24 protein-coding genes are annotated in these 22903 nt (G+C 65.4%); 16 read left to right on the forward strand and 8 right to left on the reverse strand.

The genetic code is table 11. The features are described 5' to 3' along the window. Window positions 1-8: 8 nt before the first annotated feature. The gene (locus tag A3AS_RS0101080; protein ID WP_018315753.1) at window positions 9-374 is read right to left on the reverse strand and encodes a hypothetical protein; all 366 of its coding nucleotides are present in this window, start codon (window positions 372-374) and stop codon (window positions 9-11) included. 348 nt (window positions 375-722) lie between these two features. On the opposite strand from A3AS_RS0101080, the gene A3AS_RS0101085 reads away from it, so the two are divergent. The 3 genes from A3AS_RS0101085 (at window position 723) to A3AS_RS0101095 (ending at window position 5480) form a co-directional block, all read left to right on the forward strand. Then, window positions 723-2345 carry a helicase HerA-like domain-containing protein gene (locus A3AS_RS0101085; RefSeq protein ID WP_018315754.1) on the forward strand — a complete coding sequence of 541 codons (1623 nt, stop codon included), beginning with the start codon at window positions 723-725 and terminating at the stop codon, window positions 2343-2345. 386 nt (window positions 2346-2731) lie between these two features. Next, entirely contained in the window at window positions 2732-4060 is a 1329-nt protein-coding gene (locus tag A3AS_RS0101090) for a glycosyltransferase family 87 protein (protein ID WP_018315755.1), read from the forward strand. Between the two features lie 25 nt (window positions 4061-4085). Beyond that, window positions 4086-5480: a M20/M25/M40 family metallo-hydrolase gene (locus tag A3AS_RS0101095; RefSeq protein WP_018315756.1), complete on the forward strand. Its 1395-nt coding sequence runs from the start codon at window positions 4086-4088 to the stop codon at window positions 5478-5480. Between the two features lie 221 nt (window positions 5481-5701). Here A3AS_RS0101095 and A3AS_RS0101100 read toward each other — a convergent pair whose 3' ends face one another. Both A3AS_RS0101100 and A3AS_RS0101105 read right to left on the reverse strand, forming a co-directional pair. Then, a complete protein-coding gene (locus tag A3AS_RS0101100) occupies window positions 5702-6481 on the reverse strand; it encodes a class II aldolase/adducin family protein (protein ID WP_018315757.1) in 780 nt (259 codons plus the stop codon). Between the two features lie 181 nt (window positions 6482-6662). Then, window positions 6663-8312: a glycosyltransferase family 39 protein gene (locus A3AS_RS0101105; RefSeq protein ID WP_018315758.1), complete on the reverse strand. Its 1650-nt coding sequence runs from the start codon at window positions 8310-8312 to the stop codon at window positions 6663-6665. Window positions 8313-8624: 312 nt separating this feature from the next. Between A3AS_RS0101105 and A3AS_RS0101115 the strand changes: the two genes are divergently transcribed. Together A3AS_RS0101115 and A3AS_RS0101120 are read left to right on the forward strand one after the other, a co-directional pair. Beyond that, on the forward strand, window positions 8625-9527 hold the full coding sequence (locus tag A3AS_RS0101115; protein WP_018315760.1) for a hypothetical protein: 903 nt from the start codon (window positions 8625-8627) through the stop codon (window positions 9525-9527). 133 nt (window positions 9528-9660) lie between these two features. Further along, entirely contained in the window at window positions 9661-10080 is a 420-nt protein-coding gene (locus A3AS_RS0101120) for a MucR family transcriptional regulator (protein ID WP_018315761.1), read from the forward strand. Between the two features lie 160 nt (window positions 10081-10240). On the opposite strand, the gene A3AS_RS0101125 is transcribed toward A3AS_RS0101120, so the two are convergent. After that, the gene (locus A3AS_RS0101125) at window positions 10241-10669 is read right to left on the reverse strand and encodes a SufE family protein (protein WP_018315762.1); all 429 of its coding nucleotides are present in this window, start codon (window positions 10667-10669) and stop codon (window positions 10241-10243) included. A 67-nt stretch (window positions 10670-10736) separates the two neighbouring features. Continuing rightward, window positions 10737-11189, reverse strand: coding sequence for a DUF5330 domain-containing protein (locus A3AS_RS0101130; RefSeq protein WP_018315763.1), 453 nt, complete (start codon window positions 11187-11189; stop codon window positions 10737-10739). 410 nt (window positions 11190-11599) lie between these two features. Between A3AS_RS0101130 and A3AS_RS0101140 the strand changes: the two genes are divergently transcribed. The 4 genes from A3AS_RS0101140 (at window position 11600) to A3AS_RS0101155 (ending at window position 14930) form a co-directional block, all read left to right on the forward strand. Next, window positions 11600-13465, forward strand: a complete 1866-nt coding sequence (locus A3AS_RS0101140) for an ATP-binding protein (RefSeq protein ID WP_026201547.1) — start codon at window positions 11600-11602, stop codon at window positions 13463-13465. Continuing rightward, a complete protein-coding gene (locus A3AS_RS0101145) occupies window positions 13458-14168 on the forward strand; it encodes a peptidoglycan-binding domain-containing protein (protein ID WP_018315766.1) in 711 nt (236 codons plus the stop codon). The genes A3AS_RS0101140 and A3AS_RS0101145 overlap by 8 nt, the downstream gene beginning before the upstream one ends. 154 nt (window positions 14169-14322) lie before the next feature. Then, window positions 14323-14532 carry a hypothetical protein gene (locus tag A3AS_RS0101150; RefSeq protein WP_026201548.1) on the forward strand — a complete coding sequence of 70 codons (210 nt, stop codon included), beginning with the start codon at window positions 14323-14325 and terminating at the stop codon, window positions 14530-14532. A gap of 53 nt (window positions 14533-14585) precedes the next feature. Beyond that, the gene (locus tag A3AS_RS0101155) at window positions 14586-14930 is read left to right on the forward strand and encodes a DUF1491 family protein (RefSeq protein WP_018315768.1); all 345 of its coding nucleotides are present in this window, start codon (window positions 14586-14588) and stop codon (window positions 14928-14930) included. Window positions 14931-15072: 142 nt separating this feature from the next. Here the strand turns inward: A3AS_RS0101155 and A3AS_RS0101160 are convergent, their stop codons facing one another. Further along, complete coding sequence (locus tag A3AS_RS0101160) at window positions 15073-16047, reverse strand: DUF2336 domain-containing protein (RefSeq protein ID WP_018315769.1); 975 nt, start codon at window positions 16045-16047, stop codon at window positions 15073-15075. A gap of 253 nt (window positions 16048-16300) precedes the next feature. Between A3AS_RS0101160 and A3AS_RS0101165 the strand changes: the two genes are divergently transcribed. Next, window positions 16301-16489, forward strand: a complete 189-nt coding sequence (locus A3AS_RS0101165) for a hypothetical protein (protein WP_018315770.1) — start codon at window positions 16301-16303, stop codon at window positions 16487-16489. A gap of 14 nt (window positions 16490-16503) precedes the next feature. After that, the gene (locus A3AS_RS0101170) at window positions 16504-17265 is read left to right on the forward strand and encodes a hypothetical protein (protein ID WP_018315771.1); all 762 of its coding nucleotides are present in this window, start codon (window positions 16504-16506) and stop codon (window positions 17263-17265) included. Here the strand turns inward: A3AS_RS0101170 and A3AS_RS0101175 are convergent. Continuing rightward, entirely contained in the window at window positions 17249-18121 is an 873-nt protein-coding gene (locus tag A3AS_RS0101175) for a LysR family transcriptional regulator (protein ID WP_018315772.1), read from the reverse strand. The two genes, A3AS_RS0101170 and A3AS_RS0101175, sit on opposite strands and share 17 nt — an antisense overlap. A 97-nt stretch (window positions 18122-18218) precedes the next feature. Between A3AS_RS0101175 and A3AS_RS0101180 the strand changes: the two genes are divergently transcribed. Both A3AS_RS0101180 and A3AS_RS48835 read left to right on the forward strand, forming a co-directional pair. Next, a complete protein-coding gene (locus tag A3AS_RS0101180; protein WP_245283120.1) occupies window positions 18219-18881 on the forward strand; it encodes an MBL fold metallo-hydrolase in 663 nt (220 codons plus the stop codon). Continuing rightward, entirely contained in the window at window positions 18881-19078 is a 198-nt protein-coding gene (locus A3AS_RS48835; protein WP_245283121.1) for a hypothetical protein, read from the forward strand. The genes A3AS_RS0101180 and A3AS_RS48835 overlap by 1 nt, the downstream gene beginning before the upstream one ends. Here the strand turns inward: A3AS_RS48835 and A3AS_RS0101185 are convergent. Next, on the reverse strand, window positions 19062-19979 hold the full coding sequence (locus A3AS_RS0101185; protein WP_049814764.1) for a LysR substrate-binding domain-containing protein: 918 nt from the start codon (window positions 19977-19979) through the stop codon (window positions 19062-19064). The genes A3AS_RS48835 and A3AS_RS0101185 overlap by 17 nt on opposite strands. 132 nt (window positions 19980-20111) lie before the next feature. On the opposite strand from A3AS_RS0101185, the gene A3AS_RS0101190 reads away from it, so the two are divergent. From A3AS_RS0101190 to A3AS_RS0101200, 3 genes are read left to right on the forward strand one after another with little or no spacing between them, the layout of a single operon-like run. Beyond that, window positions 20112-20873 (forward strand): SDR family NAD(P)-dependent oxidoreductase, encoded by a 762-nt coding sequence (locus tag A3AS_RS0101190; protein WP_018315774.1) that lies wholly within the window; start codon window positions 20112-20114, stop codon window positions 20871-20873. 20 nt (window positions 20874-20893) lie between these two features. Then, window positions 20894-21739: a transketolase gene (locus A3AS_RS0101195; protein ID WP_018315775.1), complete on the forward strand. Its 846-nt coding sequence runs from the start codon at window positions 20894-20896 to the stop codon at window positions 21737-21739. Continuing rightward, window positions 21736-22746 (forward strand): transketolase family protein, encoded by a 1011-nt coding sequence (locus A3AS_RS0101200; protein WP_018315776.1) that lies wholly within the window; start codon window positions 21736-21738, stop codon window positions 22744-22746. The genes A3AS_RS0101195 and A3AS_RS0101200 overlap by 4 nt, the downstream gene beginning before the upstream one ends. The last annotated feature ends 157 nt before the right edge of the window (window positions 22747-22903 follow it).

Here is a 22903-nt window from a genome sequence, read left to right on the forward strand (position 1 = left end):
CCAAAGCTTCAGGCGAACTGGCTGAGGCCCGGCGTCCCCGCAACGATCTTGCCCATCTGATCTGCTCCGATTTTGTCTCGGCCGAAGCGGAAAAGTTCACGGGCGACGTTTTGAATCTCCGACATGCCAAGTCCGAGGCCCATCAGGCGCGTGCCGACAGCCATCAAGCCGCCGCCCATCAGCCGCGACAGTCCGCCGCCGCTCCTGGATGCCTCGATCGCGGCTTCCGCTCCGGGGATCTGATCGATCAGGGCCTGCACGCTGTCGGAAGGACCCTCGTTGCGGAGGAAGCCCAGGATGATGCCGACGCTCTTTTCAGCGACAGCACTATCTATGCTGGCGTTTGTCGCCAGCCGCCCGATCAGCTCGTCCATAAGGCCCGCCCCTCAGCCGGTTTGCTTGCCGGAGTATTTCTTTCGAAAATGATCTTGAGCCGGTGTGATGTGAAATTCAAGCGATGAACGCACGCGTCGTCGCGATTCACCTTCGAACGCGCGAAAAGTGTTGCAGCGATGCAAGAGCGGAGATGGAATCGGCGAAAAATTGCCGCGTTGCGAACGCCTCGTTCCTACTTTCGGCTGATGTCGTCCGTCCGTTTCCGACTATGTCGCATGTTCGGCCATGTTGAACCGTTTTAATCGGCGCGCAACATGCGTTAAACTACGGAACTGGTGCATTTGAGTTTCAATACGCGAAACCCGGCAGAGAGATCAGAGAGAATAATGACCGCACAGGACAGCAAGCTCGGCGATACCGACGACAAGATCTTCGTCGGCAAGGGAGACGAGCAGGCATGGCTGACGCTGGCGCTCGCCAATCGCCACGGCCTCGTCACGGGTGCAACCGGAACCGGCAAGACCGTGACGCTGCAAGTGATGGCGGAAGGATTTGCACGCGCCGGTGTTCCGGTCTTCGCGGCGGACATCAAGGGCGACCTCTCCGGCATCTCCGAGGTTGGCGAGGCCAAAGACTTCATCCTCAAGCGCGCTTCCGAAATGGGGCTGAATTTCCAGCCCGACCAGTTCTCGACAGTGTTCTGGGACGTGTTCGGCGAGCAGGGCCACCCGGTGCGCGCGACCGTCACCGAAATGGGGCCGCTTCTGCTCGCGCGCATGCTCGACCTCAACGACGTGCAGGAGGGCGTGCTCAACGTCGCCTTCCGCGTCGCTGACGACAACGGGCTGACCCTCATCGACATGAAGGATCTGCGCGCACTGCTCGACGCCATCGTGCCCGATAGCGCGAAGAAGGGCGCGGACGCGGGGGAGGATCCGCTCGCCGCCATCCGCAAGGCCGCGCAGGGTTTCGGCAACGTCACCAAGGCCACCGTCGGCACCATCCAGCGCCAGCTGCTGGTGCTGGAGAACCAGGGCGGCACCAAATTCTTCGGCGAACCGGCGCTGACGCTGAAGGACTTCATGAAGACCGACCGCGACGGCCGCGGCATGGTCAACATCCTGGTCGCCGACAAGCTGCTGCAGAACCCCAGGCTTTACGCGACATTCCTGCTGTGGATGTTGTCGGAGCTGTTCGAGGAGCTGCCCGAGGCCGGCGATCTGCCCAAGCCAAAGCTCGTGTTCTTCTTCGACGAGGCGCATCTGCTGTTCAACGATGCGCCCAAGGCGCTGATGGACAAGATCGAGCAGGTGGTCCGCCTGATCCGCTCCAAGGGCGTCGGCGTCTACTTCGTGACGCAAAACCCGGTCGACGTCCCCGACCGCGTGCTCGGACAGCTCGGCAACCGGGTGCAGCACGCGCTACGCGCCTTCACCCCGCGGGACCAGAAGGCGGTCGCCGCTGCGGCCCAGACCTTCCGGCCCAACCCGAAGCTCGACACCGCCAAGGTGATCATGGAGCTCGGCAAGGGCGAAGCGCTGGTGTCCTTCCTCGAAGGCAACGGCACGCCGGCGATGGTGGAGCGGGTGCTGATCCGGCCGCCGTCGGCTCGCATCGGGCCGATCACGCCGGACGAGCGCAAGGCGATCATGGCTGCGAGCCCGGTGAAGGGCAAATACGACGCCGCGGTCGATGAAGAGTCCGCTTACGAGATGATCCAGAAGCGCATCGCCGGCACAGCGGCCACAGCGGACGGCCCGGCTGGCGGAAATGGCGGCGGGCTCCTCGGCCAGATCGGCTCGATCGTCGGCACTATCTTCGGCACCAACGTCAAGCGCGGCCGCCTGTCGACCGGCCAGGTCATTGCGCGGGACGTGACGCGATCGGTCACCAACCAGGTGATCGGCGGGATGGCCGCCAATATCGGCAAGTCGGTCGGCGGCCAGCTTGGCGGCTCGATCGGCCGCACGCTGGTCCGCGGCGCGCTCGGCGGATTGCTGCGGCGGTAGCCACGCCAAAGACCTCATTTCAGGCAATCCGCTTCCGCTTGGTGCGACCGACCTCGCTCCGTTCGTGGGGCAGGGCGATCGCATGTGAGCAGCGGCGTCCTTGCGGCCATCCTTCGAGACGCCCGCTTTGGCTGGCTCCCCAGGATGAGGGCGGAGCGCGTAGCAGCCATTTCAACGGGCGCCGATGCTGTTTAGCCTCATCCTGAGGAGACCGCGGAGCGGTCGTCTCGAAGGACGAGGCGTGCGCAGATCGCCACCAAGAAGCCAAACGCGATGCCTGACCTCGCAGGTAAGTCCGATCACCACCCGGTACAATTTCAGGTGAGGGGCTCTCCAAGCCTGCGCCGGTCTGCTACGTCCTGTTCGCCGCCGCACAGGACCACCCCGTGACCCCGCCCGCCCCGTTAGCCAAGCCTGACGCGCCCAGACGCCTGTCGCTGCGCGCGCCGCTGGACCTGCTGTTTCTGTTCTGCTGCGTCCTGCTCACCGCCGACGTGCTCGTTCCCGAGATCTTCGGCAGCGGCAAGACCAAGGATTACCCGCTGTGGTTGTGGGCCGGGCAGCAGGTCTTGCAGGGTGAGCCACTCTATCCCGCCACGGCCGTCGAGTATTTCGAGTTCATCTATCCGCCGCTGCCGGCGATCCTGCTGGCGATCCCGAGCTGGTTCGGCAAGATCTCGCTCTATGTCGTCCTGTCGATCCTGAATGCCGTGGCGTGGTGGTACACCGGGACGTTCTCCCAGGTCATGGCCGGCTCGGGGCGCAGCCCCGGCCGCTGGCTGGAGGCGCTGCCTGCCGTCGTCACCGTGCCGTTCGTGTTCGACATGTTCGACCTCGGCCAGCCGAACCTCGTCCTGCTGGCCATGATGCTCTACGGTTTCTGGAGCTTGCGGCATCAACGTCCCTGGCTAGCGGGCTTCATGTTCGCGCTCGCCGCTGTCATCAAGGTGTTTCCGATCGCGGTCCTGCCGTATCTGGTCTGGCGGCGGAAATGGGTGGCGGCCGCCGCCACGGTCGCCTTCACCGGCATCCTGCTCTATGTCGTGCCGGCGCCGATCCGCGGCTTCGAGCGCAACGCGGCCGAGCTTGCGACCTGGTATCAGGGCATGGTCGGAACGAGCTCGGAAAAGGGCTTTGGCCAGCGTGACGAGCAGAACTGGTCGTGGGTCAACCAGTCCCTCATCGCCGTCACGCACCGCCTGGTCCGTCCGATCAACTTCAATCTGGAGGATCCCGGCAAGCCGCCGCGCACGATGAACATCATCGACGTCGATTACAGGACGGCGAACTGGATCGTGCTGGTGCTGTCGGCCTTGCTCGGGCTCGGCTTCGTCGCGATCATGCCGCAGCAAGCGCGGCGAACGGCGCGCTCGGATGCCGAGGAGCTCGCCATCCTGTTCTGCCTGATCACGGTGGCCTCGCCTTTGGCTCGGCAATACTACTTCATGTGGCTGTTCTTCCCGATGACGGTGCTGATGCATCGCGCCGCCTTCGACGAACGGGCGAATGTGCGTCTCGGAACCTGGCTCGCCCTCGGCGCAGCCGGAATTCTCATGCTGCTGGCGCTGCCGTGGTTTCCAACTGTCCTCCAGGCTTGGGGCAACAATCTCCTCGCGACCGCCGTTCTTGCAGGTAGTCTTGCATGGCACATCCGGCATCCGCCCGTTGCGGCTGGCTCCGAGCCCGCGACGGCGCTAAAACCCGGTACCTCTTGAGACTCGAACGTCAGGACCAACGACCATGGCCAATGCGCAGCTTCAATCCGTGCTCGACCACATCGACAAGGATTTCGACAACAGCCTGGAGCGTCTGTTCGCGCTGCTCCGGATCAAGTCGATCTCCGCCGATCCGGCCTTCGCCGGGGATTGCAAGGCGGCGGCCGAGCATCTCGCCAAGGATATCGCGAGCCTCGGTGTCGCCACTGAAGTGAGGCCGACCGCGGGCCATCCCGCCATCGTCGGCAAGACCGGAGCCGGTGGGCGGCCGCATGTGATCTTCTACGGCCATTACGACGTGCAGCCGGTCGACCCGCTCGATCTCTGGCACCGTCCGCCGTTCGAGCCTGTCGTCACCGACCATGCCGACGGCCGCAAGATCATCGTCGCGCGCGGCGCCGAGGACGACAAGGGCCAGGTGATGACGTTCGTCGAAGCCTGCCGCGCCTGGAAGAAGGTGACGGGCTCGCTGCCGGTCGACATCACGTTCCTGATCGAAGGCGAGGAGGAGGTCGGCTCGAAGAACTTCGTGCCCTTCATCGAGGCCAACAAGGAGGAATTCAAAGCCGACTACGTGCTGGTCTGCGACACCGGCATGTGGGACCGCAACACGCCGGCGATCACGACCTCGCTGCGCGGCCTGCTCTACGAGGAGCTGAAGATCACCGCCGCCAATCGCGACCTGCATTCCGGCGTGTTCGGCGGCAGCGCGATGAACCCGATCCGGGTGCTGACGAAAATTCTGGGCGGCCTGTTCGACGACGACAACCGCATCACCATTCCCGGCTTCTATGACGGCGTGAAGGATCTGCCGCCTGATATCCTGGAGCAGTGGAAGAAGCTCAATCTGACGCCGGAGATGTTCCTCAAACCGATCGGCCTGTCGATCCCGGCCGGCGAGAAGGGGCGCCTCCTGATCGAGCAGGCCTCATCGCGCCCGACCTGCGACGTCAACGGCATCTGGGGCGGCTATATCGGCGAGGGCTCCAAGACGGTGATCCCGTCGCATGCTTCAGCCAAGGTCTCGTTCCGCCTGGTCGAAGGGCAGGACCCGCAAAAGATCCGCAAGGCCTTCCGCGACTACGTGACGGCGCGCATTCCCGGCGACTGCAAGGTCGAGTTCGGCGACCATTCCGCCGCGCCCGCCGTCGCGCTCGACTGGAACATGAAGCCGCTCGCCGCCGCCAGCAAGGCGCTGACGGAGGAATGGGGCAAGGAGACCGTGCTGATGGGCTCCGGCGCCTCGATCCCGATCGTCGCCGACTTCAAGCGCACGCTTGGCCTCGACTCGCTGCTGGTCGGTTTTGGATTGGACGACGACAACATCCATTCGCCGAACGAGAAGTACGATTTGAGAAGCTTCCAGAAAGGCATCCGCTCATGGGCCCGCATCCTCGCGGCGTTGGCGGAGGTGAAGTAGGGCACGGTGCCGTAGGGTGGGCAAAGGCGCACAGCGCCGTGCCCACCATCTCTCACCAAACGCGAAAGAACGTGGGCACGCTGCGCTTTGCCCACCCTACGGCTCTGCTGTCGTGGCGACCACCGCCCCAAAATAAAAACGCCGCCCGGAATTGGGCGGCGTTTCATTCCAAAAGGCGTAGAGGTTAGTTGGGCGCTACCCTACACCAAATCCCGAAAATCTCAAGACCGGTAGCCCGGGAGCTCGCGGTCGAGCTTGCGCAGCAGCGGCGGCCACACGAGGTTGGTGGCGCGCAGCTCGGCGCGGTCGCGGTTGGCGAGCAGCTCGGTGTTCTTGTCGATCGCGGTATCGTCGACCGGGTAGACCGGCGTGCCGAGCGCGCGCGTGCGCACCTGCATCGAGCAGGCGCGCTCGAGGTGGTACATGCGCTCGAAGGCGGAGGCGACCGAGCGACCGACGGTGAGCGTGCCGTGATTGCGCAGCAGCATGTGGTTGTGGTCGCCGAGATCCTTCTGCAGCCGCGGCCGCTCGTCGTGATCGAGCGCGATGCCTTCATAGTCATGATAGGCGAGGTCGTGGGTGACGAGCTGGGCGGTCTGGTTCAGCGGCAGCAGGCCTTCAGCGCTGCTCGACACCGCGGTGCCGTCGAGCGTGTGGAGATGCAGCACGCAGATCGCGTCCTCGCGCACCTCGTGGATCGCCGAATGGATGGTGAAGCCCGCGGGGTTGATGCTGTATTCGCTCTCGGAGAGCTGGTTGCCGTGCAAATCGACCTTGACGAGGCTCGAGGCCGTGATCTCGTCGAACATCAGCCCATAGGGATTGATGAGAAAATGATGGTCGGGGCCGGGCACGCGCGCAGAGATGTGGGTGTCGACCAGATCGTCCCAGCCGTACAGCGCGACAAGGCGGTAGCAGGCGGCGAGATTGACCCGTTGCTGCCACTCGGCCTCCGTCATATGAGACGGCACTTCCTTCAGGCGCGCTTCCGCTGGCGACATGGCTGATCTCTCCGAACATCGTTGTTGCGGGGAGGGAGCGTAGTACCGCTCGTGGCAAGCAGCAAGGCGCGACAAGCGCGCGGCAGTCAAGCGTAGCCCGCATGAGCGGAGCGACATGCGGGACCGCTCTGAGAGGGATCCCGGATGTCGCTTCGCTCATCCGGGCTACGGGAGAAGAATATTACGGCGCCGGGATCGAGAGCAGGCTGGAAATGCTGCGGCCGCGGATGTCGTAGACGCGGGCGAACACCACGTCGTCGCGCTTGATCTCGACCATCACGGGCGCGGTGAGGCCCTTGCAGTAGAACTCGCCGAGCGTCATCGCGAAATCGGCCGCGTTGGAATCCCAGCCGATGGTGAAGTCGGGCCCGAGCGCGACCTGGGCGGGGCGCTGCGGACCGCAGACCGCGACCTTCCATTTGCGATTGGTCGGCGGCACTTCCTGGCGTTCGACGATCTGCTCGCGCAGCTCATCCGAGGCCTGCTTCAGCGCGAGGCCCCAATAGTCCAGCATGAAGCGGTCGTCGGCGCCGCGCACGGTGCCGGCGATGTGGTTGAAGTGGGTGTACTGATAGGGATGCAGCCGGATCATCTCGGCGAGCGAGAGCGCGAGGCCAAAGCAGAACGTGGCGAGCACGACCGGCTGCCAGGTGCGGTGATTGGCGCGCAGGCGCTCCATGGCCCAGGCGAAGGCGACGCCGCCGAGCACCGCCATCGGCGGGATCACGAACACGAAATGGCGGATGCCGTTGTACAGCGCCGGCCGCTTCACCATCGCGATCGCGAGCGGCAGGGTCGCTGCCAGCGTCAGCATCAGCATGATGGTTTTGCGCCGCGCCGGAACCTCGCGGCGCGGCAGCATGGCGAAGGTGCTGACCACGGCGCCGGCCATCAGCACCAGCATCACCTCGGGCAGTTGCAGCGCGAACAGCGTCGGCAGATAGGACCAGGGCATGTCGGGCACGGACACGATCGCGCCGTCGAACATCTCTTTCCACGGCTTCTCGAAGAAGTGCGAGAAGTAGGTCAGCGCCTCGAAGGGATTGCCGGGCTCCATGATCGACCACGGCCAGATCAGGCCCATCACGAGGTAGCCGAACGCGAGGCCAGGCAGCAGCACATAGACGACATGGGCGAAGCGGCGGACCGACTCGCGCAGGCCCTCGCTGCGCAGTTCCTGCAGGAACAGCGGGATGAAGCCGAGCACGGCGTAGACCAGCGCGAGCCCGCCGAGAACGCGGCAGCCCAGCGAAAGGCCGGCACCCAGGCCGACGATCAGGATCGTGCGCGGCGACGGCTTGGGATATTCCTCGGCGAGCCGGACCAGGCCGAGCATCAGGATGATCATGGCCACCGCGAAGGGCGCATCCTTCGGATTCATGAACATGTGGCCGTAGAAGATCGGGCACAGCGCGAGCAGCAGCAGCGAGGCAAGACCGGCAAGGGGGCCGCCGATGCGGCGGCCGAGCCGCCACGTCACCGCAAGTCCGACCACGCCGACGATGGCGCCGACCAGTCGTCGCGTCTCGAACAGCTCGAGCGGAATGATCTTGTGCAGGAGGGCCGCGACCATGTCGAAGCCGCCGCCATACATGTAGAGATTGGCGAAGGAGAGCGCCGCGGTGTCCTTGAAGCCGGAACCGAACATGCGCAGCAGCAAATCGGCATATTCAGCGTGGGTGTAGTCGTCCCAGCCGAGGCCGTAGTCGCGGAACGTCAGGCCCGCAATGACCGCGACCGCGGCCAGCACCAGCATGGCGAGATCGTCGCAAGTCCGTTCGACCGAGCGCCGCAGAGGCGTGTCGATCGCCGCAGTCGTGATGGATGTCATGGCTATCGGTGCCCCGGAATCCCCTCTTGGCCCTGCTGGTGCGCGCGGGCCTCAACCCCGGACTCCCTATAGCGCAGTTCCATTTCCAAGTAATTGGGCATTATGGCTAAATTCCTGATGCGACGCAGCAATTCCGGTTACTTGAGAGCAGTCTAAGCAGTAGCGAGCTGTAGCTGAAGGGAATGTGAATAAGTCCCTGATTTCCTTCCCTTTAGGAACGCTACCGACAATTCCTCGTTGGCGTGGAACACCGGATGACGGTATCGTGGCGTAGCGGTTGTCGCGTGTGGATGGCGACCGGGGGTGAGTTCGATGAATCTGGCATTGTTGATCGCGGGGATTTTCGCCGTCGTGGCGGGCTTCCTTTCGATCCTGTTTGGCTTCTCCGTCAGGGAGTTCAGCCTCGGCAGCCCCCTCATAATCTCGGGCACGATCTCCGTCTGCTCCGGATTGTTACTGGCCGGCCTCTATGTCGTGGTCACGGAACTGAAGGGCCTCGCGCGCCGGCTGGCCGGTGCGCCGTCCGAGGTTCGGGTCAGGCCCGTGCTGCCGGGCCTCGCCGCATCCGGGCCGGGCCTTGCCGTGCCAGGCGCTGCTGCGCCCGAGCCGATGCCCGCTGCGGCGGCAAGGGGCGAGGCAAGGATCGAGCCGCCACCGTCGCCGCCGCCCGCCGCAGGCCCGCCGCCGTGGCAGAGCGAAGCCGCCGCGCGCGAGCGTCCGCGTGTCGAGACGCCGCCGGTGCCGGAAGCTCCAACGCCGCCCGCGGCTCCGGAAGCGCCGCGCCGGCGCAACCTGTTGTTCGCCTCGACCTCGCGTAAGGAACGGGAGCGTGCGGAGGCGAAGGCCATCGAGGACGCGCCGCCGCAGCTCCCTGCGGAGCCCGGTGAGGCCCTGGATACTCCGCCTGCAAGCTTCGACGATGCCTGGCCGAAGCCGGACCGCATGCGTCCGCCGGAGCCGCCGGCCGCCTTGCGCCGGCCGCCGCCGCGCTCGCCATCGACCTTTGCGGAGGCCGCTCCGCCTGCACCCGAGCCGCCGCCGCCTCCACCGCCACCTGTCGAGCAGCCGCCCGTCACCGTGCTCAAATCCGGAATCGTCGACGGCATGGCCTATTCGCTCTATTCCGACGGCTCGATCGAAGCGCAGATGCCGGAGGGCATGATGCGCTTTGCCTCGATCGACGAGCTGCGCGCCCATCTCGACCAGCGGTCCTGAGCTCTGCCGCGCAGAACTAGAGCGCCGTTGTCGCCACCGTGTCGGTCATCGCCTTGTTTCAGCCGAACGTCCTGTTGACACGGAATAGTTCGGCGTCGTCTATCCCGTGAGGCGCAAGTGGAGGGGCGGGCCGATGTCGGACGCTGGGGCAAAGAATTTCATCGAGCTGACGGCGAGCATCGTGTCGGCCTATCTCAGCAACAATCCGACGCCTGCGACGGAGATTCCGAATCTGATCAGCCAGGTGCATGGCGCCCTGGTGCGGGTGTCGTCAGGTCGCACCGAGACCGCGCCGCTCGAGCCGGCCAAGCCGGCGGTCTCGCTGAAGAAGTCGATCGCGCCCGACTATCTGGTCTGCCTGGAAGACGGCAAGCGCTTCAAGTCGCTGAAGCGCCATCTGCGCACGCAATATAACATGACGCCGGAGCAATACCGCGAGAAATGGGGCCTGCCAGCCGACTATCCCATGGTCGCGCCGAACTATGCGGTGGCGCGCTCGCAATTGGCCAAGCAGATGGGCCTCGGACAGCAGCAGCGGAAGAAGGGAAAGTAGAATCGCTCGCTCGGCCAGCTCTGGTAGGGTGGGCAAAGGCGCGTGCTTGCGCGACGTGCCCACGAATTCTCACCAGTCACACGCAAATCGTGGGCACGCTTCCGCCTTCGCTCTTCGAGCTACGGCGGACAAGCCGCTTTGCCCACCCTACGAGAGCTTCTTACGACGCTTCCGCCAGCGCCTCTTTCGCATCGGTCTTGATGCGCTCGACCATCGAGCGCAGGCCGTTGGAGCGCTGCGGCGTCAGGTGATCGCGAAAGCCGAACTCGTTGAACACCGCGATCGCGTCGGTATCGAGGATCTGCTGCGGCGTGCGGCCCGAATAGAGCGAGAGCACGATCGCGACCAGCCCGCGCACGATATGCGCGTCGCTGTCGCCGCGATATTTCAAGATCGGCGCGCCATGGCCGCGGTCGACCAGCTTCTGGAGCCAGACTTGGCTGACGCAGCCGTTGACCTTGTTCTCGGCGGAGTGTTCCGCCTCGGGCATCGGTTCCAGGGTACGGCCGAGCTCGATGACGTACCGGTAGCGGTCGTCCCAGTCGTCCAGAAGCTCGAAATTGTCCCTGATTTCGTCGATCGTCGTCATGTTGGCCCGTGTTCCCGTTAGGGCCAATATAAGGATGCGAGGAGATGAAATCGATAGGGTTTGGGCGCTAATTCGCCGCCGCCGGGCCGCGCCATTCCAGCGCGAGGTCGTCCTGGCTCAGGGTATCGCGCGGCGCCTCGGCCGATGCGGCATCGCCTTCGCCGGCCATCGCGATCGAGCCGGTATGGTCGGGCGCCTTCTTGTCGTTCTTGTCGTTCTTGTCGGTCTTCTCGTTCTTGTCGTTGGAGATCTGCTCTTTCTTGTCGTTGATGATCTGGTAGATCTTGCGCGCCCCGTCCTGGGCGCGCTGGCCGATGATGGTCGCGGCCTGTCCGCCGACCTCACAGGCCGCCGGCTGGCGCTTGCAGAACTGGGTCATGTCGGAGACGGCCGCGGTCGCAGCCTGCACCGCATCGGCAGCACCGATCTGCGGCAGCTTGTCCGATTCGGGCGTCTTGTCCCTGGGCAGGAGCACCAGCACCAGCCCGAGCCAGAATGTGATGCGGAGCAGAAAGCGCATCTTAGCGACCTGTACGTTCGATCCCGTCCACGGCGAACTCCGCGGATGTCGGACCTAGCAACTCTCGATAAATCGCAAGTGATTGCCTTGAGCTTAATTCGCGGAAAATTTACGCAAAATTCTTCGAGATCGACGGTGTCGTAAATTTTCGATTGACGCCGGCGCCCGTGATTTCGCTGGCACGCATATCCACCAATTCGAAACCATGCCGGGAGGCGTGAAACCCTGTGTTCACCATCCTCGCCGAAGACGTCGCCAAATCGTCTAAAAAGCCCCGCGATGTCCCGGCGTCCGGCCGCACACCGAGCCGCCTTAGCACTCGTTTAAGGTCGCTCTGACACGGTGGCTCAACGACAAGGAGGCGTTGCGGCGCGTCTTCCAAAAGACGATTGAGCCGAAGCGCGAGACCCGTGACAGTTTTGAGTATCATCCGCGATTGTCTCGATGCACTGCTGCATCCCTCCGCGCGTTACGATGCGCTGATGCGGGCGCGTCATCGTGCCTTCATGGCGCCGCGGCTGCTCGGCAGCCTGGCCGCCTTTGCCGCATTCCCGGTCTATCTCGCCATGCGTGGCGCGCCGAGCGCGGTCGAGGTCGCCGCGTTCGCCTGGCTGATCGCGCCGATCCTGCTGTCCTGGTTCCTGTCGCGCACCGGCCGCTATGAAGGCGCCCATGTGCTGTCGTCGCTGGCGCTCGCCGGCCTGATCATGGCGGTCGCGGGCACCACGGGCGGCATCGAATCATTCGCCGCGGTCTGGCTGGTCGTGGTTCCCCTCGAAGCCGCGCTGTCGGCCTCGCGCCGCGTCGCGGCCTTCGCATCCTTGCTCGCGCTGTCCTGTGCAGGACTCCTGATCCTCGTCGGCCAGCTCGGCTGGCTGCCGGTTGCAGACACCAGCCCTGCTGAACGCGGCGTGCTGATGGCGTGCGGCGTCGTCTCGGCGACGCTCTATGCCGCCGGCCTTGCCTTCGGCGCCGAATCGCTGGCGCGCACCAGCGTGGCGCTGCTCTCGCGTGAGGAGGAGCGTTATCGCCTGCTCGCCCGCAACATGAGCGACGTCGTCTCGCGGCATCGGCGCAACGGTGCGGTGCAGTTCATCTCGCCCGCGGCGGAAGCGATGCTCGGCACGCCGGTGGCGCAACTGCTCGGGCATGGCCTGTTCGACCGCGTCCATGTCGCCGATCGCCCGGCCTATCTCACCGCGCTCTCCGATGCCGCGCGCGGCGATGTGCGCAGCATCGAGTTCCGGCTGCGGCGAGAGCCCGACGGTTCGGAGCGCGGTCAGGTCGATTTCCTCTGGGTCGAGATGCGCTGCCGCCCGCTCGACCGGGATATCGGCCAAAATCCTCATGGCGACGTCATGCGCGAGGCCGAAGTCGTCGCCGTGATGCGCGACGTCACCGACCACAAGCTGTCCGAGCAGGCGCTGGATCAGGCGCGCAGTGCCGCGGAAGCTGCCGATGCCGCCAAGACGCGCTTCCTCGCCACCATGAGCCACGAGCTGCGCACGCCGCTGAACGCCATCATCGGCTTCTCCGAGATGATCGCGCAGGAGCAGACCCTGATGCTGGGCTCGGCCCAGCGCCAGGAATATGCCCAGCTCATCAACGATTCCGGCCAGCATCTGCTGTCGGTCGTCAACGGCATCCTGGACATGTCCAAGATGGAGTCGGGCAATTTCGAGATCGCGTCCGAGCCGTTCGCGCCGCGCGCTTCGCTGTTGCATTGCTGCAATCTCTTGGCGCTGAAGGCGCGGGAGAACGGCATCGACCTCATCACCGATGCGCCGCAGGATCTGCCTGTCATGACCGGCGATCCCAGGGCATTCAAGCAGATCGTGCTCAATCTCGTCGCCAACGCCATCAAGTTCACAGAGCGCGGCGGTCAGGTCTCGGTAACCGCTGCCGTGTCGGGTTCGCAGCTGACGCTGCGCATCAGCGACACCGGCGTCGGCATCGCGCCCGACGATCTCAAGCGCATCGGCGCGCCGTTCTTCCAGGCGGGCAAGACCTATCAGCGCCGTCACGAGGGAACCGGCCTCGGACTTTCGATCGTGAAGAGTCTCGTGGCGTTGCATCTCGGCGAATTGACGGTACAAAGCAGGTTGGGAGAGGGCACCGCCGTCACCGTCAGGCTGCCGCTCGTCTACACGCCGCCGCAAGTCAAGCCGGTCGAGAGCAAGGTCGCGACGCTGACGCCGGTGCTGCGCCAGGACCTTCAGGACCAAACTCACGACCAGTCTCAGGACCAACCCGCTCTGGTGAAGAAAAGTGCCTAAGAAGTCTGCCAAGGACGAAGCCGCTCCGCGCCGCCGTGGCGCGAAGGCCGCGGTCATCGATGTCGAGACCGAGCGCAACCTCGTGATGCGCGTGCTGCTGCACAGCCCGAAGGACACGCTGGCCGGTCTCGTCGCCGTCGCCGCGATCGGCGCGATCGTTGCCAATGCGCTGTTCCTGCAGACCGGCCGCCATCCGGCGCCGATGTTCGGCACCGTGATCAATCTTCCCGCGCCGTCCGCCGTGGCGCTGTCGAACCCAATGCCGCGTCCGCGCCCGGTCGGTGCCGATACCTCGCCGCTGGAGCCGCGCGCGACGGAGTTCCGCGCCGAGCCGAAACCTGCCGAGCGAGCCGCCGAGAAGCCGCCCGAAAAGCCCGTCGAGGCGACTGCATCGACGCCGCGGGCGGGCAGTGATCCCATGACCAATCTGGTCAAGGCGACGACCTCGACGCCGCCGTCCGCCATGCGTCCGCCCGCGCCGATTCCGGTGCCGCAGAGCCCCGCCGCACGGCGTATCGCCGGCGTGCAGCGCGCGCTGTCCGAATATGGCTACGGCAATTTGAAGATCACGGGCACGATGAGCGGTGAGACCCAGTCCGCGATCCAGAAGTTCGAGCGCGAGCACAAGATGCAGGTCACTGGCCAGCTGTCCGACCGGCTGCTGCGCGAGCTCGGCGCCGCGATCGGCCATCCCGTCGAATAACGCGCATCCCGCTGTCATTGACGCCGATCAATTCCGGCCATCGCGCGCCGCAGACCAAGCCGCGCCCGCGCGCGGGCGATTTGCTTGGGATCAATGACGGTCGACAGCGTTGGGGAACATGATCGCTCATCTTCAACGAAGAAGAGAGATTGTCATGTTCAAGGTCTCGGTTCTGGTCTGGATTATGCTGGGCACGACGCTGGCGGGCGTCAGCCTGATCGTCGTGCTGATGGTGCCGAGTTTCGCCGCCGACGCGATCAGGAACATCCCCTATGCAGTCGCCGTGGGATTCGCGCTTGCGATGCCGCTGTCATATCTCGTTGCGCGCCAGATCAACGGCGGGCAACGTGTAAGCAAGGCGTGACAATCGGACGCTGAGACTGGCGGCGCGCGTCACGCTGGCCTATCGTTCGACTCATGCGTTTGAAATCCAACATATGGGTCGCGGCCTACCTGCGCCGGTGCCAGACCGAGGGCGTGTTCGGCGCGGTGCGTCGTCGCGGGGCCGAGGAGGCGGGCGCGGTGTTCGTGAAGGTGTCGTTGCTCGACGGCCATGCGATGCTCTACGCGCCGGCGCCGCAGACCGTCTATGACGACGGCCGTCCCGTCGATCGCTTCTTCGTGCCGGTCGCGCAGCAACCCCTGCCCGAGCACACGATCGAGGAGCGTCTCGCCAAGGAAATCCGCTTCGATCCGGACGCCTGGATCGTCGAGACCGAGGATCGCGGCGGGCGGCATTTTCTGGAACTGGCGAAGACGTAACTGCTGCTCTTCCGTCGTTGCGAGCCCGACACCCAGCCTTGTAGCCCGGATGGAGCGAAGCGTAATCCGGGACTTCCGCCACGAGTGACGGAGACCCGGATTACGCTGCGCTCCATCCGGGCTACGGGCTAAACCGTCTGCGCTACCGATCCGATGACCCGTCGGTGCCGGTGCGGCGCGGCATCGCGCCGGGCTGCACGCCCGGCCGCGTTTGGCTTGCCCCCGCGCGGGCGCGCTGGCGTTCGCCATCGTGCAGTGACGGCTGGTACTTTGCACGCGTGACGGCCAGCGTCGAGCCGCGCCAGGCTGCCAGCATGACCAGTGCCGAGCGGTCGCTGAGGCGGTCGTAGAGCCGCGACAGCCGGTACACCTCGTTCACGGACGTGCCGATCTCCGGCTTGAAGAACAGCAGGATGCGCTGGAAGTTCGGGCTCGGCATGTCGAGCGCGCGCGCGGCGACCGCGAGCGCCTCGCCGCCGGCATCGTCGACGATCTGGGCCGCGACGCGCGAGGGCAGGATCAGGCTGTCGCCGAGCTCGAGGGTAAAATTGTCGACGTCGCCCGCGATCGCCGCCATCTCCAGGATCTGAATCGCGCGCTTGGCGCGCACGGTCGGAATGCGGGGCGCGGCCTTCAGCGGGGTCTGCGCCAGGTTGTGCAGGATCAGCGCGCGCTCGGAGGCGCCGGCGTGGAAGAACATGTCGTGGATCTCGGCGGCGTCCGTCGGCTGCATCGCCATGTTGGCGGCCATGCGCAGCTCGGCGTCGGTCGGCGTGCGGGCCGGCGAGGGGGCGGGTGCGGGCGTGGGGATCTCGCGGGCGAGCGGAACCCTGCGGCCTTCCTGCGCGGCGACCAGCCCGAGCTTCTGCAGGACCGGGACGGGCGTCGACGGATAGATTGCGAGCTTGGCCTTGATGGCTGCGCGGGTCGCATCGTCGACCTGGTCGATCAGCCGCGTTGCAAGCTCGGTGAACTGGCGCTGCTCGTCGTCGCTGTGGATGCGCGTCTGCACATAGAGGTCGGTCAGCACGCGCAGCAGCGTCGGCCGAACATCGACGCCTTCGCGACGGGAGAGGGACATCAGCCCGTCGAATCCGGGAAACAGCGACTTGGTCATGGAGAGATACGCGACCTGGAAGAGATACTGCTCGCCAGCCTATCGCAGGCTCCTTTAAAGGCTCGTTAAGGAAAACGAGGCGTGAAGCCGAACGCTCGATTTGAAGCGATCTCGTGCCGCAGCGGGACGTCGCGGCCGGCCCGTGCGGTTACGGTCCGACCGCGACGTTTACACCCCGTTAACCATGAACTGATCTTAATGAATGCATGTTGCATGAGCGCGCCTGGTCGCGCGGCAATTGAAGAGAGCTGACATGGGGACCATCATTGAATTTCCGGCCGGTCGTCGGGTGGGCTCGTCGGGGGATGTCGCTCCGCGCGCGGACATGGGAACGATCCTGATCCTTCCCGTCATCCGTATCGAGCGCGAGGCAGACGAAACCAGCGGCGATCACGGGCCGGAGCAGGGCACAGCGCCGGGGCGCCGTCGTCGCCGTCGCTGATTTCGGGCTTTGCAATGCCGGACACTATCCGCCAGATCCGGTCTGTTCTATCGGCCGCCCTGCTCACGCTGCTGGCTGTGACGCTCGGTGCGTGCAGCGGCGGCGATTTCGGCCGCACCCGCGCTGACATGCGCAGCGACGACATGCATCGCTGGTTAGGGGCCGAAGCCACCGGCAGCGTCGGCCTGACGCCGTCGCAATTCCAGCTCACCGACGAGGAGCGCCAGCTGCGCGACCTCGCCTATCCCATGATCGAGCCGCCGCTGTCACGCCCCGCATGGAAGAGCGTGTTCGGCGACTACAAGGCGATGCCTTCGCCCTGGCGGCAGAAGATCGTGTTCGACCGTACCATGTATGGTCGCACACTGATCGACGAGCCGCACCGCTCGCATTCCTCGCGCTATGCGCAGCTGATCGAGGACGTGCGCAACGACATCACCCGCTTCGAGCCGTTCTTCGCGTCCGCGATCCGCGTCATCGACCTCGACCGGAAGCGCGACGCCAGCATGGCGCGCGTCTCCGCGCTCTCGCCGAGGGAGAGGGACGACGCGGTGGCGCGCATGCAGGAGAACTCGCTGATCGTGCAGTGGGTGCAGCAATGCCTGGAGCAGCGCATCTCTTCCTATCGCTGGGCACTGGAGCGCCTGGTGATCCACGCTCCCGACGGCATGGCCGCCGACGCCGACCGCCTGATCGGCGAGCTCGCCGCCCAGACCGCCAACCCGCCGGTCCAGGCACAACCGCCTTATGGGCGTGCGGTCATCTCGAAGGGCTGAGCTTTTTGCGCGCGCCGACCCGGCGCTTGGTTCGATCCGGCCGCCGCTGCTTCTGCAGCTTCCCGACAAACTCCTTCAGCGCATCCGCCAGCGGCATCGAGGCGCGGTAGGCGAGGCCGACCTCGCGCTTCACCTTGACCTCGATCTCGCGGACCGCGACATCAAGATTGCCCTTCGCCACGCCTTCCGGGACGATGGCGATGCCGACACCGGCGGCGACCAGCGCGATGGCCCAGTCTTCCGACTGTGCGATCGCCGCGGTCTGGCGCCGCTGCGCATTGCGGCCGAAGAATGCGCTCTGCTCGCAATGGCAGCGATCGATCAGCGGCACGCCGGCAAGGTCGGCGGTCCGCAGCTTGTCCTTCAGCGTCAGCGGGTGCGACGGCGGCAACGCGGCGACATAGCGCTCGCTCCACAGCGCGACGAAATGCTCGTCATCGCGCACCATGGTCTTGGCGATGATCCGCGCGTCTGCGCGCTCGTCGCTGCCGACGAGGCGAAGCGCGATGTCGCTACGCGCCGTCAGGGGCTTCAAGAGCGCGATGGTCCGGGGCACGTCGAGCGTGCGCATCAGGCCCAGCGTCACCGTGGTCTTCGTGCTAGGCTTTTTGAACAGGCTGCGCGCGGCATCGGTCTCGTCGATGATGCGGCGGGCGAGGGTGTGAAACTGCTCGGCCGAGGCAGTGGGCGCGACGCCCTTCTTGTGCCGAATGAACAGCGTGGTGCCGAGCTCCGCCTCCAGATTGGTGATCGCAGTCGAGATCGACGGCTGCGACACGAAGCAGGCCCGCGCCGCCGCGGTCAGATTGCGCTCACGGTAGACGGCGGCGAAGTAGCGAAGCTCGCGGATATCCATAGGATTGGCCTAGAGATAATATCAATATTCGATAGTTTACCTATGGATCGAGCCATGACAAGAGCGTCCTGCTCACGAACACCGGCAGGGATACGCGATGAAGATCCACCATCTCAACACCGGCACGATGTGCCCGATCGGCCGCCGCCTGGTGAACGGTAGCGGCAGCTTGTTCCAGCGCGCCCGCCTGGTCTGCCACTGCCTGCTGATGGAGACGAATGACGGGCTGGCTTTGGTCGACACCGGGATCGGCCTCGATGACATCGCCTCGCCTGAGCGGCTGGGGCGGCGCTGGGTGCGGCAGACCGCGCCAAAGCTGGATCCCGCGGAGACGGCGGCCGAGCAGGTGAGGGCGCTCGGCTATTCACCGAACGACGTGCGTCACGTGCTGCTGACGCATCTCGACCGCGATCATGCCGGCGGCGTGCCCGACTTTCCCGATGCCGCGATCCACGTCCACCGCGCCGAATACGACATGGCGGTGCTGCGCAAGCCCGCGCCTCCGGAAGGCCGCTATGTCACGGGGCAGTGGAGCCACGGTCCGCGCTGGCAATTCTACGGTGAAGCCGGCGAGGACTGGTTCGGCTTCAAGGGCGTGCGCGCGCTCGGCGACAAGGAGGCGGACATCCTGATGATCCCGCTTGCCGGCCACACGCTCGGCCATTGCGGCATCGCGGTGCGCTCGGGCGATGGCTGGTTGCTGCCGGCGACAGTTACTTCCACCATGCCCAGCTCGCCGCATCGCCGCGCGTGCCCCTGATGCTCGGCTACTTCCAACGCCGCGGCGACATGGACCGCGACATGCGGATCGCCAACCAGGAACGGCTGCGCGCGCTGAAGCGCGATCACGGCGATCGCGTGACGATCGTCAACAGCCACGACCCCGCGGATTACGAGCGCTGCCGGTGCGGGATCCACGGAGCGATCAAAGCCCGAGCAGTCAGCCCGTCGACTTGACTCTCGATCGGCCTGAGACCGGCCCGGCGACCGCCACCTCCCGCGTGATCCACTCGGCGAATACGCGGATCGGTCGCCGCTGCTGGCTCGCGCGCGGGAACACCAGGTGATGGCCGATATAACGGATGTCGACGGAGCGTCCGGCGAGGGGGGCAACCAACCGCCTTGTGGCGATCTCGCGTTCGGCAAGCCGGGTTGACTCCAGCGTCACGCCGAGGCCGCTCGACGCCATCGCGATCGCCAGAAAGCTGCGATCGAAGCGCATGCCGTGAATGGCAGGCGCTTCGAGTCCGTTGGCGGTGAACCATTGGTGCCACTGCACCTGCTTCACTTCCGAGCGGATCAGCACCTGATCGAGCAGGTCCTTCGGCTTGCGGATCTTCTTCGCGAGCTCGGGCGTGCAGAGCGGCGTCACGATCTCTTCGCCGAGCGGAATGACCTCGACACCCTCGGCTCTCGGCTGCCCGTAGACGATGTCGATGTCGAAATCGTCGTTGCTGAACCGGGCATATTCCGTGCTGGCGGCGAGCCGGACCTCGAGCTGGGGCTCTGCGGCCATGAAACGGGCGAGGCGCGGGGCGAGCCACTGCGCGGCAAAGCTCGGCGCGCAGTGCACCCTGAGTAATTGCGGGCCGCGGCCCGCGACCTCTTCGATCCCGCGCCGCAGATTGTCGAAGGCGGCGCCGGCATGACGCATCAGGTTCTCGCCCGCCGGCGTTAGACGGACGGCGCGGGCGCTCCGCTCGAACAATATCGTGCCCATCGCGCTTTCGAGCTTGCGGATGGCGTGGCTCACCGCGCTCGGCGTCAAATGAAGTTCGTTCGCCGCATCCCGGAACGAGCCGGTGCGTGCGGCCGCCTCGAACGCGCGGATGGACGATATCGGAATACTGGACAGCAGCATCCGACGAGTGAACCAAATTCACCTATGCAAGACAACAGCGCGTTTGTCGGAGACGGGGCAGGGGCATAATCAACGGGTCAAGAACAAGGCGCCGTCGGTGCCGGCAACAGCCGTTCAGGGAGGATCACAATGCTGCTACGCGGCAAGACAGCCATCATCACCGGAGCGGCCTCGCCGCGGGGCATCGGCCTTGCAACGGCCCGCCGCTTTGCGGCCGAAGGGGCGCGGGTCGCCATTCTCGACATCGACGGTTCGGCCGCGGAAGCCGCCGCGCGCGGGCTCGAATCCGGCACTGGCGAGCCGCATCTTGGCCTCGCCTTGGACGTCACCGACAAGCAGGCCTGCATCAAGGCCGTTGAAGCGGTCATCGCTCGGTTCAGTCAGATCGACATCCTCATCAACAATGCCGGCGTGACGCAGCCGGTGAAGCTTCTCGACATCACGCCTGAAGACTGGAACCGTATCCAGGACGTCAACCTCAAGGGCATCCTGTTCCTGTCGCAGGCCGTGATCCCGCATATGCAGAAGCGCAAGAGCGGGTCGATCGCGTGCATGTCGTCGGTCTCCGCGCAGCGCGGCGGCGGTATCTTCGGCGGACCGCATTACTCGGCGGCGAAGGCCGGCGTGCTGGGACTCGCCAAGGCAATGGCTCGCGAATTCGGGCCCGACGGTATCCGCGTCAATTGCGTGACGCCGGGCCTGATCGGCACCGATATCACCGCAGGCAAGCTCACCGACGAGATGCGGACGAAGATCCTCGAGGGCATACCGCTCGGCCGCCTCGGCGAGGCCACCGACGTCGCGGGTATCTACACCTTCCTCGCCTCGGACCTGTCGGCCTATGTCACCGGCGCGGTCATCGATGTGAACGGCGGCATGCTGATCCACTAGCCGAGGAGGGGAGAACGATCATGGCAACACCGACGCTCACAAACGCGCCGACGCTCGCACAGCGGGCCCGCAACATCCGCCGCAACGCCTTGCTGATGGGCGAGGTTCAGGGCCAGGGTTATATCGCCCAGGCGCTCGACATCGCCGACGTGCTGGCGGTGGCCTATTTCCACGCGATGCGCTTTCGCGCCGAAGATCCGGTCTGGGAAGGCCGCGACCGTTTTCTGCTGTCGAACGGACACTATGCGATTGCACTTTATGCGGCGCTGATCGAGGCCGGGATCATTCCCGAGGCTGAACTCGAAACCTACGGCTTCGACGAGAGCCGACTGCCCATGTCGGGCATGGCCTCCTATACCCCGGGCATGGAGATGTCCGGCGGCTCGCTCGGCCTTGGCCTCGGCATCGCCGTCGGCATGGCGCTCGGGCTGAAGCGGAAGAACTCGGCGGCGCGGATATTCACCCTGTTCTCGGACGGCGAGCTCGACGAGGGCTCGAAATGGGAAGCCATCATGTCTGCGGCCCATCACAAGCTCGACAACATCATCGCAATCGTCGACGTGAACAATCAGCAGGCCGACGGTCCCTCCAAGCAGATGCTCGGCTTCGAGCCGCTGGTCGATAAGCTCGAGGCGTTCGGCTGGTTCGTGCAGCGCGTCGACGGCAACGATCTCGATGCAGTGGTGGGGGCTTTCGATGCCGCGACGGCGCATGCCGAGCCGAAGCCTCGCATGATCGTCGCCGACACCTTGATGGGCAAGGGCGTTCCCTTTCTGGAGCAGCGCGAGAAGAACCATTTCATTCGCGTCGAGCCGCATGAATGGCAGCTCGCGCTGTCGGCCTTGAACGCGGGAGACCAGCCATGAAGTCCGCAGGATCCACCCCTTCGGCAAAGCCGCGCCTCACCACCTCGGCCATGATCGCCTCGATCGCGGCGGAGGGCCAGCGCACCAAACCCGCTCCCTTCGGCCACGCGCTCGTCGAGCTCGCCCGCAGCCGCGGGGACGTGGTCGGGATGACCGCCGATCTCGGCAAATACACCGACCTGCATATCTTCGCGCAGGCCTTCCCCGATCGTTACTACCAGATGGGCATGGCCGAGCAGCTGCTGTTCGCCGCAGCCTCGGGGCTCGCCGCCGAAGGCTTCATGCCGTTCGCAACGACCTACGCGGTGTTCGCCTCGCGGCGGGCCTATGACTTCATCCACCAGACCATTGCGGAAGAAGACCGCAACGTGAAGATCGCCTGCGCGCTGCCCGGCCTGACCTCGGGTTATGGACCCAGCCACCAGGCGTCCGAGGATCTCGCCCTGTTCCGTGCGATGCCGAACATGACGGTGATCGATCCCTGCGATGCGCACGAGATCGAACAGGTCGTGCCGGCGATCGCCGCGCATCGCGGGCCGGTCTATATGCGCCTGCTGCGCGGCCAGGTGCCGCTGGTGCTCGACGAGTACAATTACCGGTTCGAGCTCGGCAAGGCAGCCTTGCTTCGTGACGGCAGCGACGTCCTGATCATCTCCTCGGGCATCATGACCATGCGCGCGCTGGAGGCGGCCCAGGCCTTGTCGGATGACCGCATTGGTGCGGCGGTCCTGCACGTTCCGACCATCAAGCCGCTCGACACCGAAGCGATCCTGCGCGAAGCGGGCAAGCCCGGCCGCCTCGTCGTCGTCGCCGAGAACCACACCGTGATCGGCGGGCTCGGCGAGGCCGTGGCGACGCTGCTGATGCGCTCGGGGGTTCATCCCGCGTTCCGCCAGATCGGACTTCCCGACGAGTTTCTCGCCGCCGGCGCGCTGCCGAGCTTGCACGACCGCTACGGCATCTCGACTGCGGAAGTGAAGCGGCAGATCAAGGATTGGCTGCGCTAGGAGCCCGCCCTCCCGATCCACGACCGACATGCTTCGCAGCGCCGCTGCGAAGAACGACGGCTGCTGTCCAATGCCGGCGCATCGAGAGCCGGCCAGCAGCAACACGGGCGGTGAAGAGCCGCCTTTAGATCAACCAATCCACGCTCGACAGGAGGAA

The organism is Bradyrhizobium sp. WSM2793 (assembly GCF_000379585.1).
GTDB lineage: Bacteria > Pseudomonadota > Alphaproteobacteria > Rhizobiales > Xanthobacteraceae > Bradyrhizobium.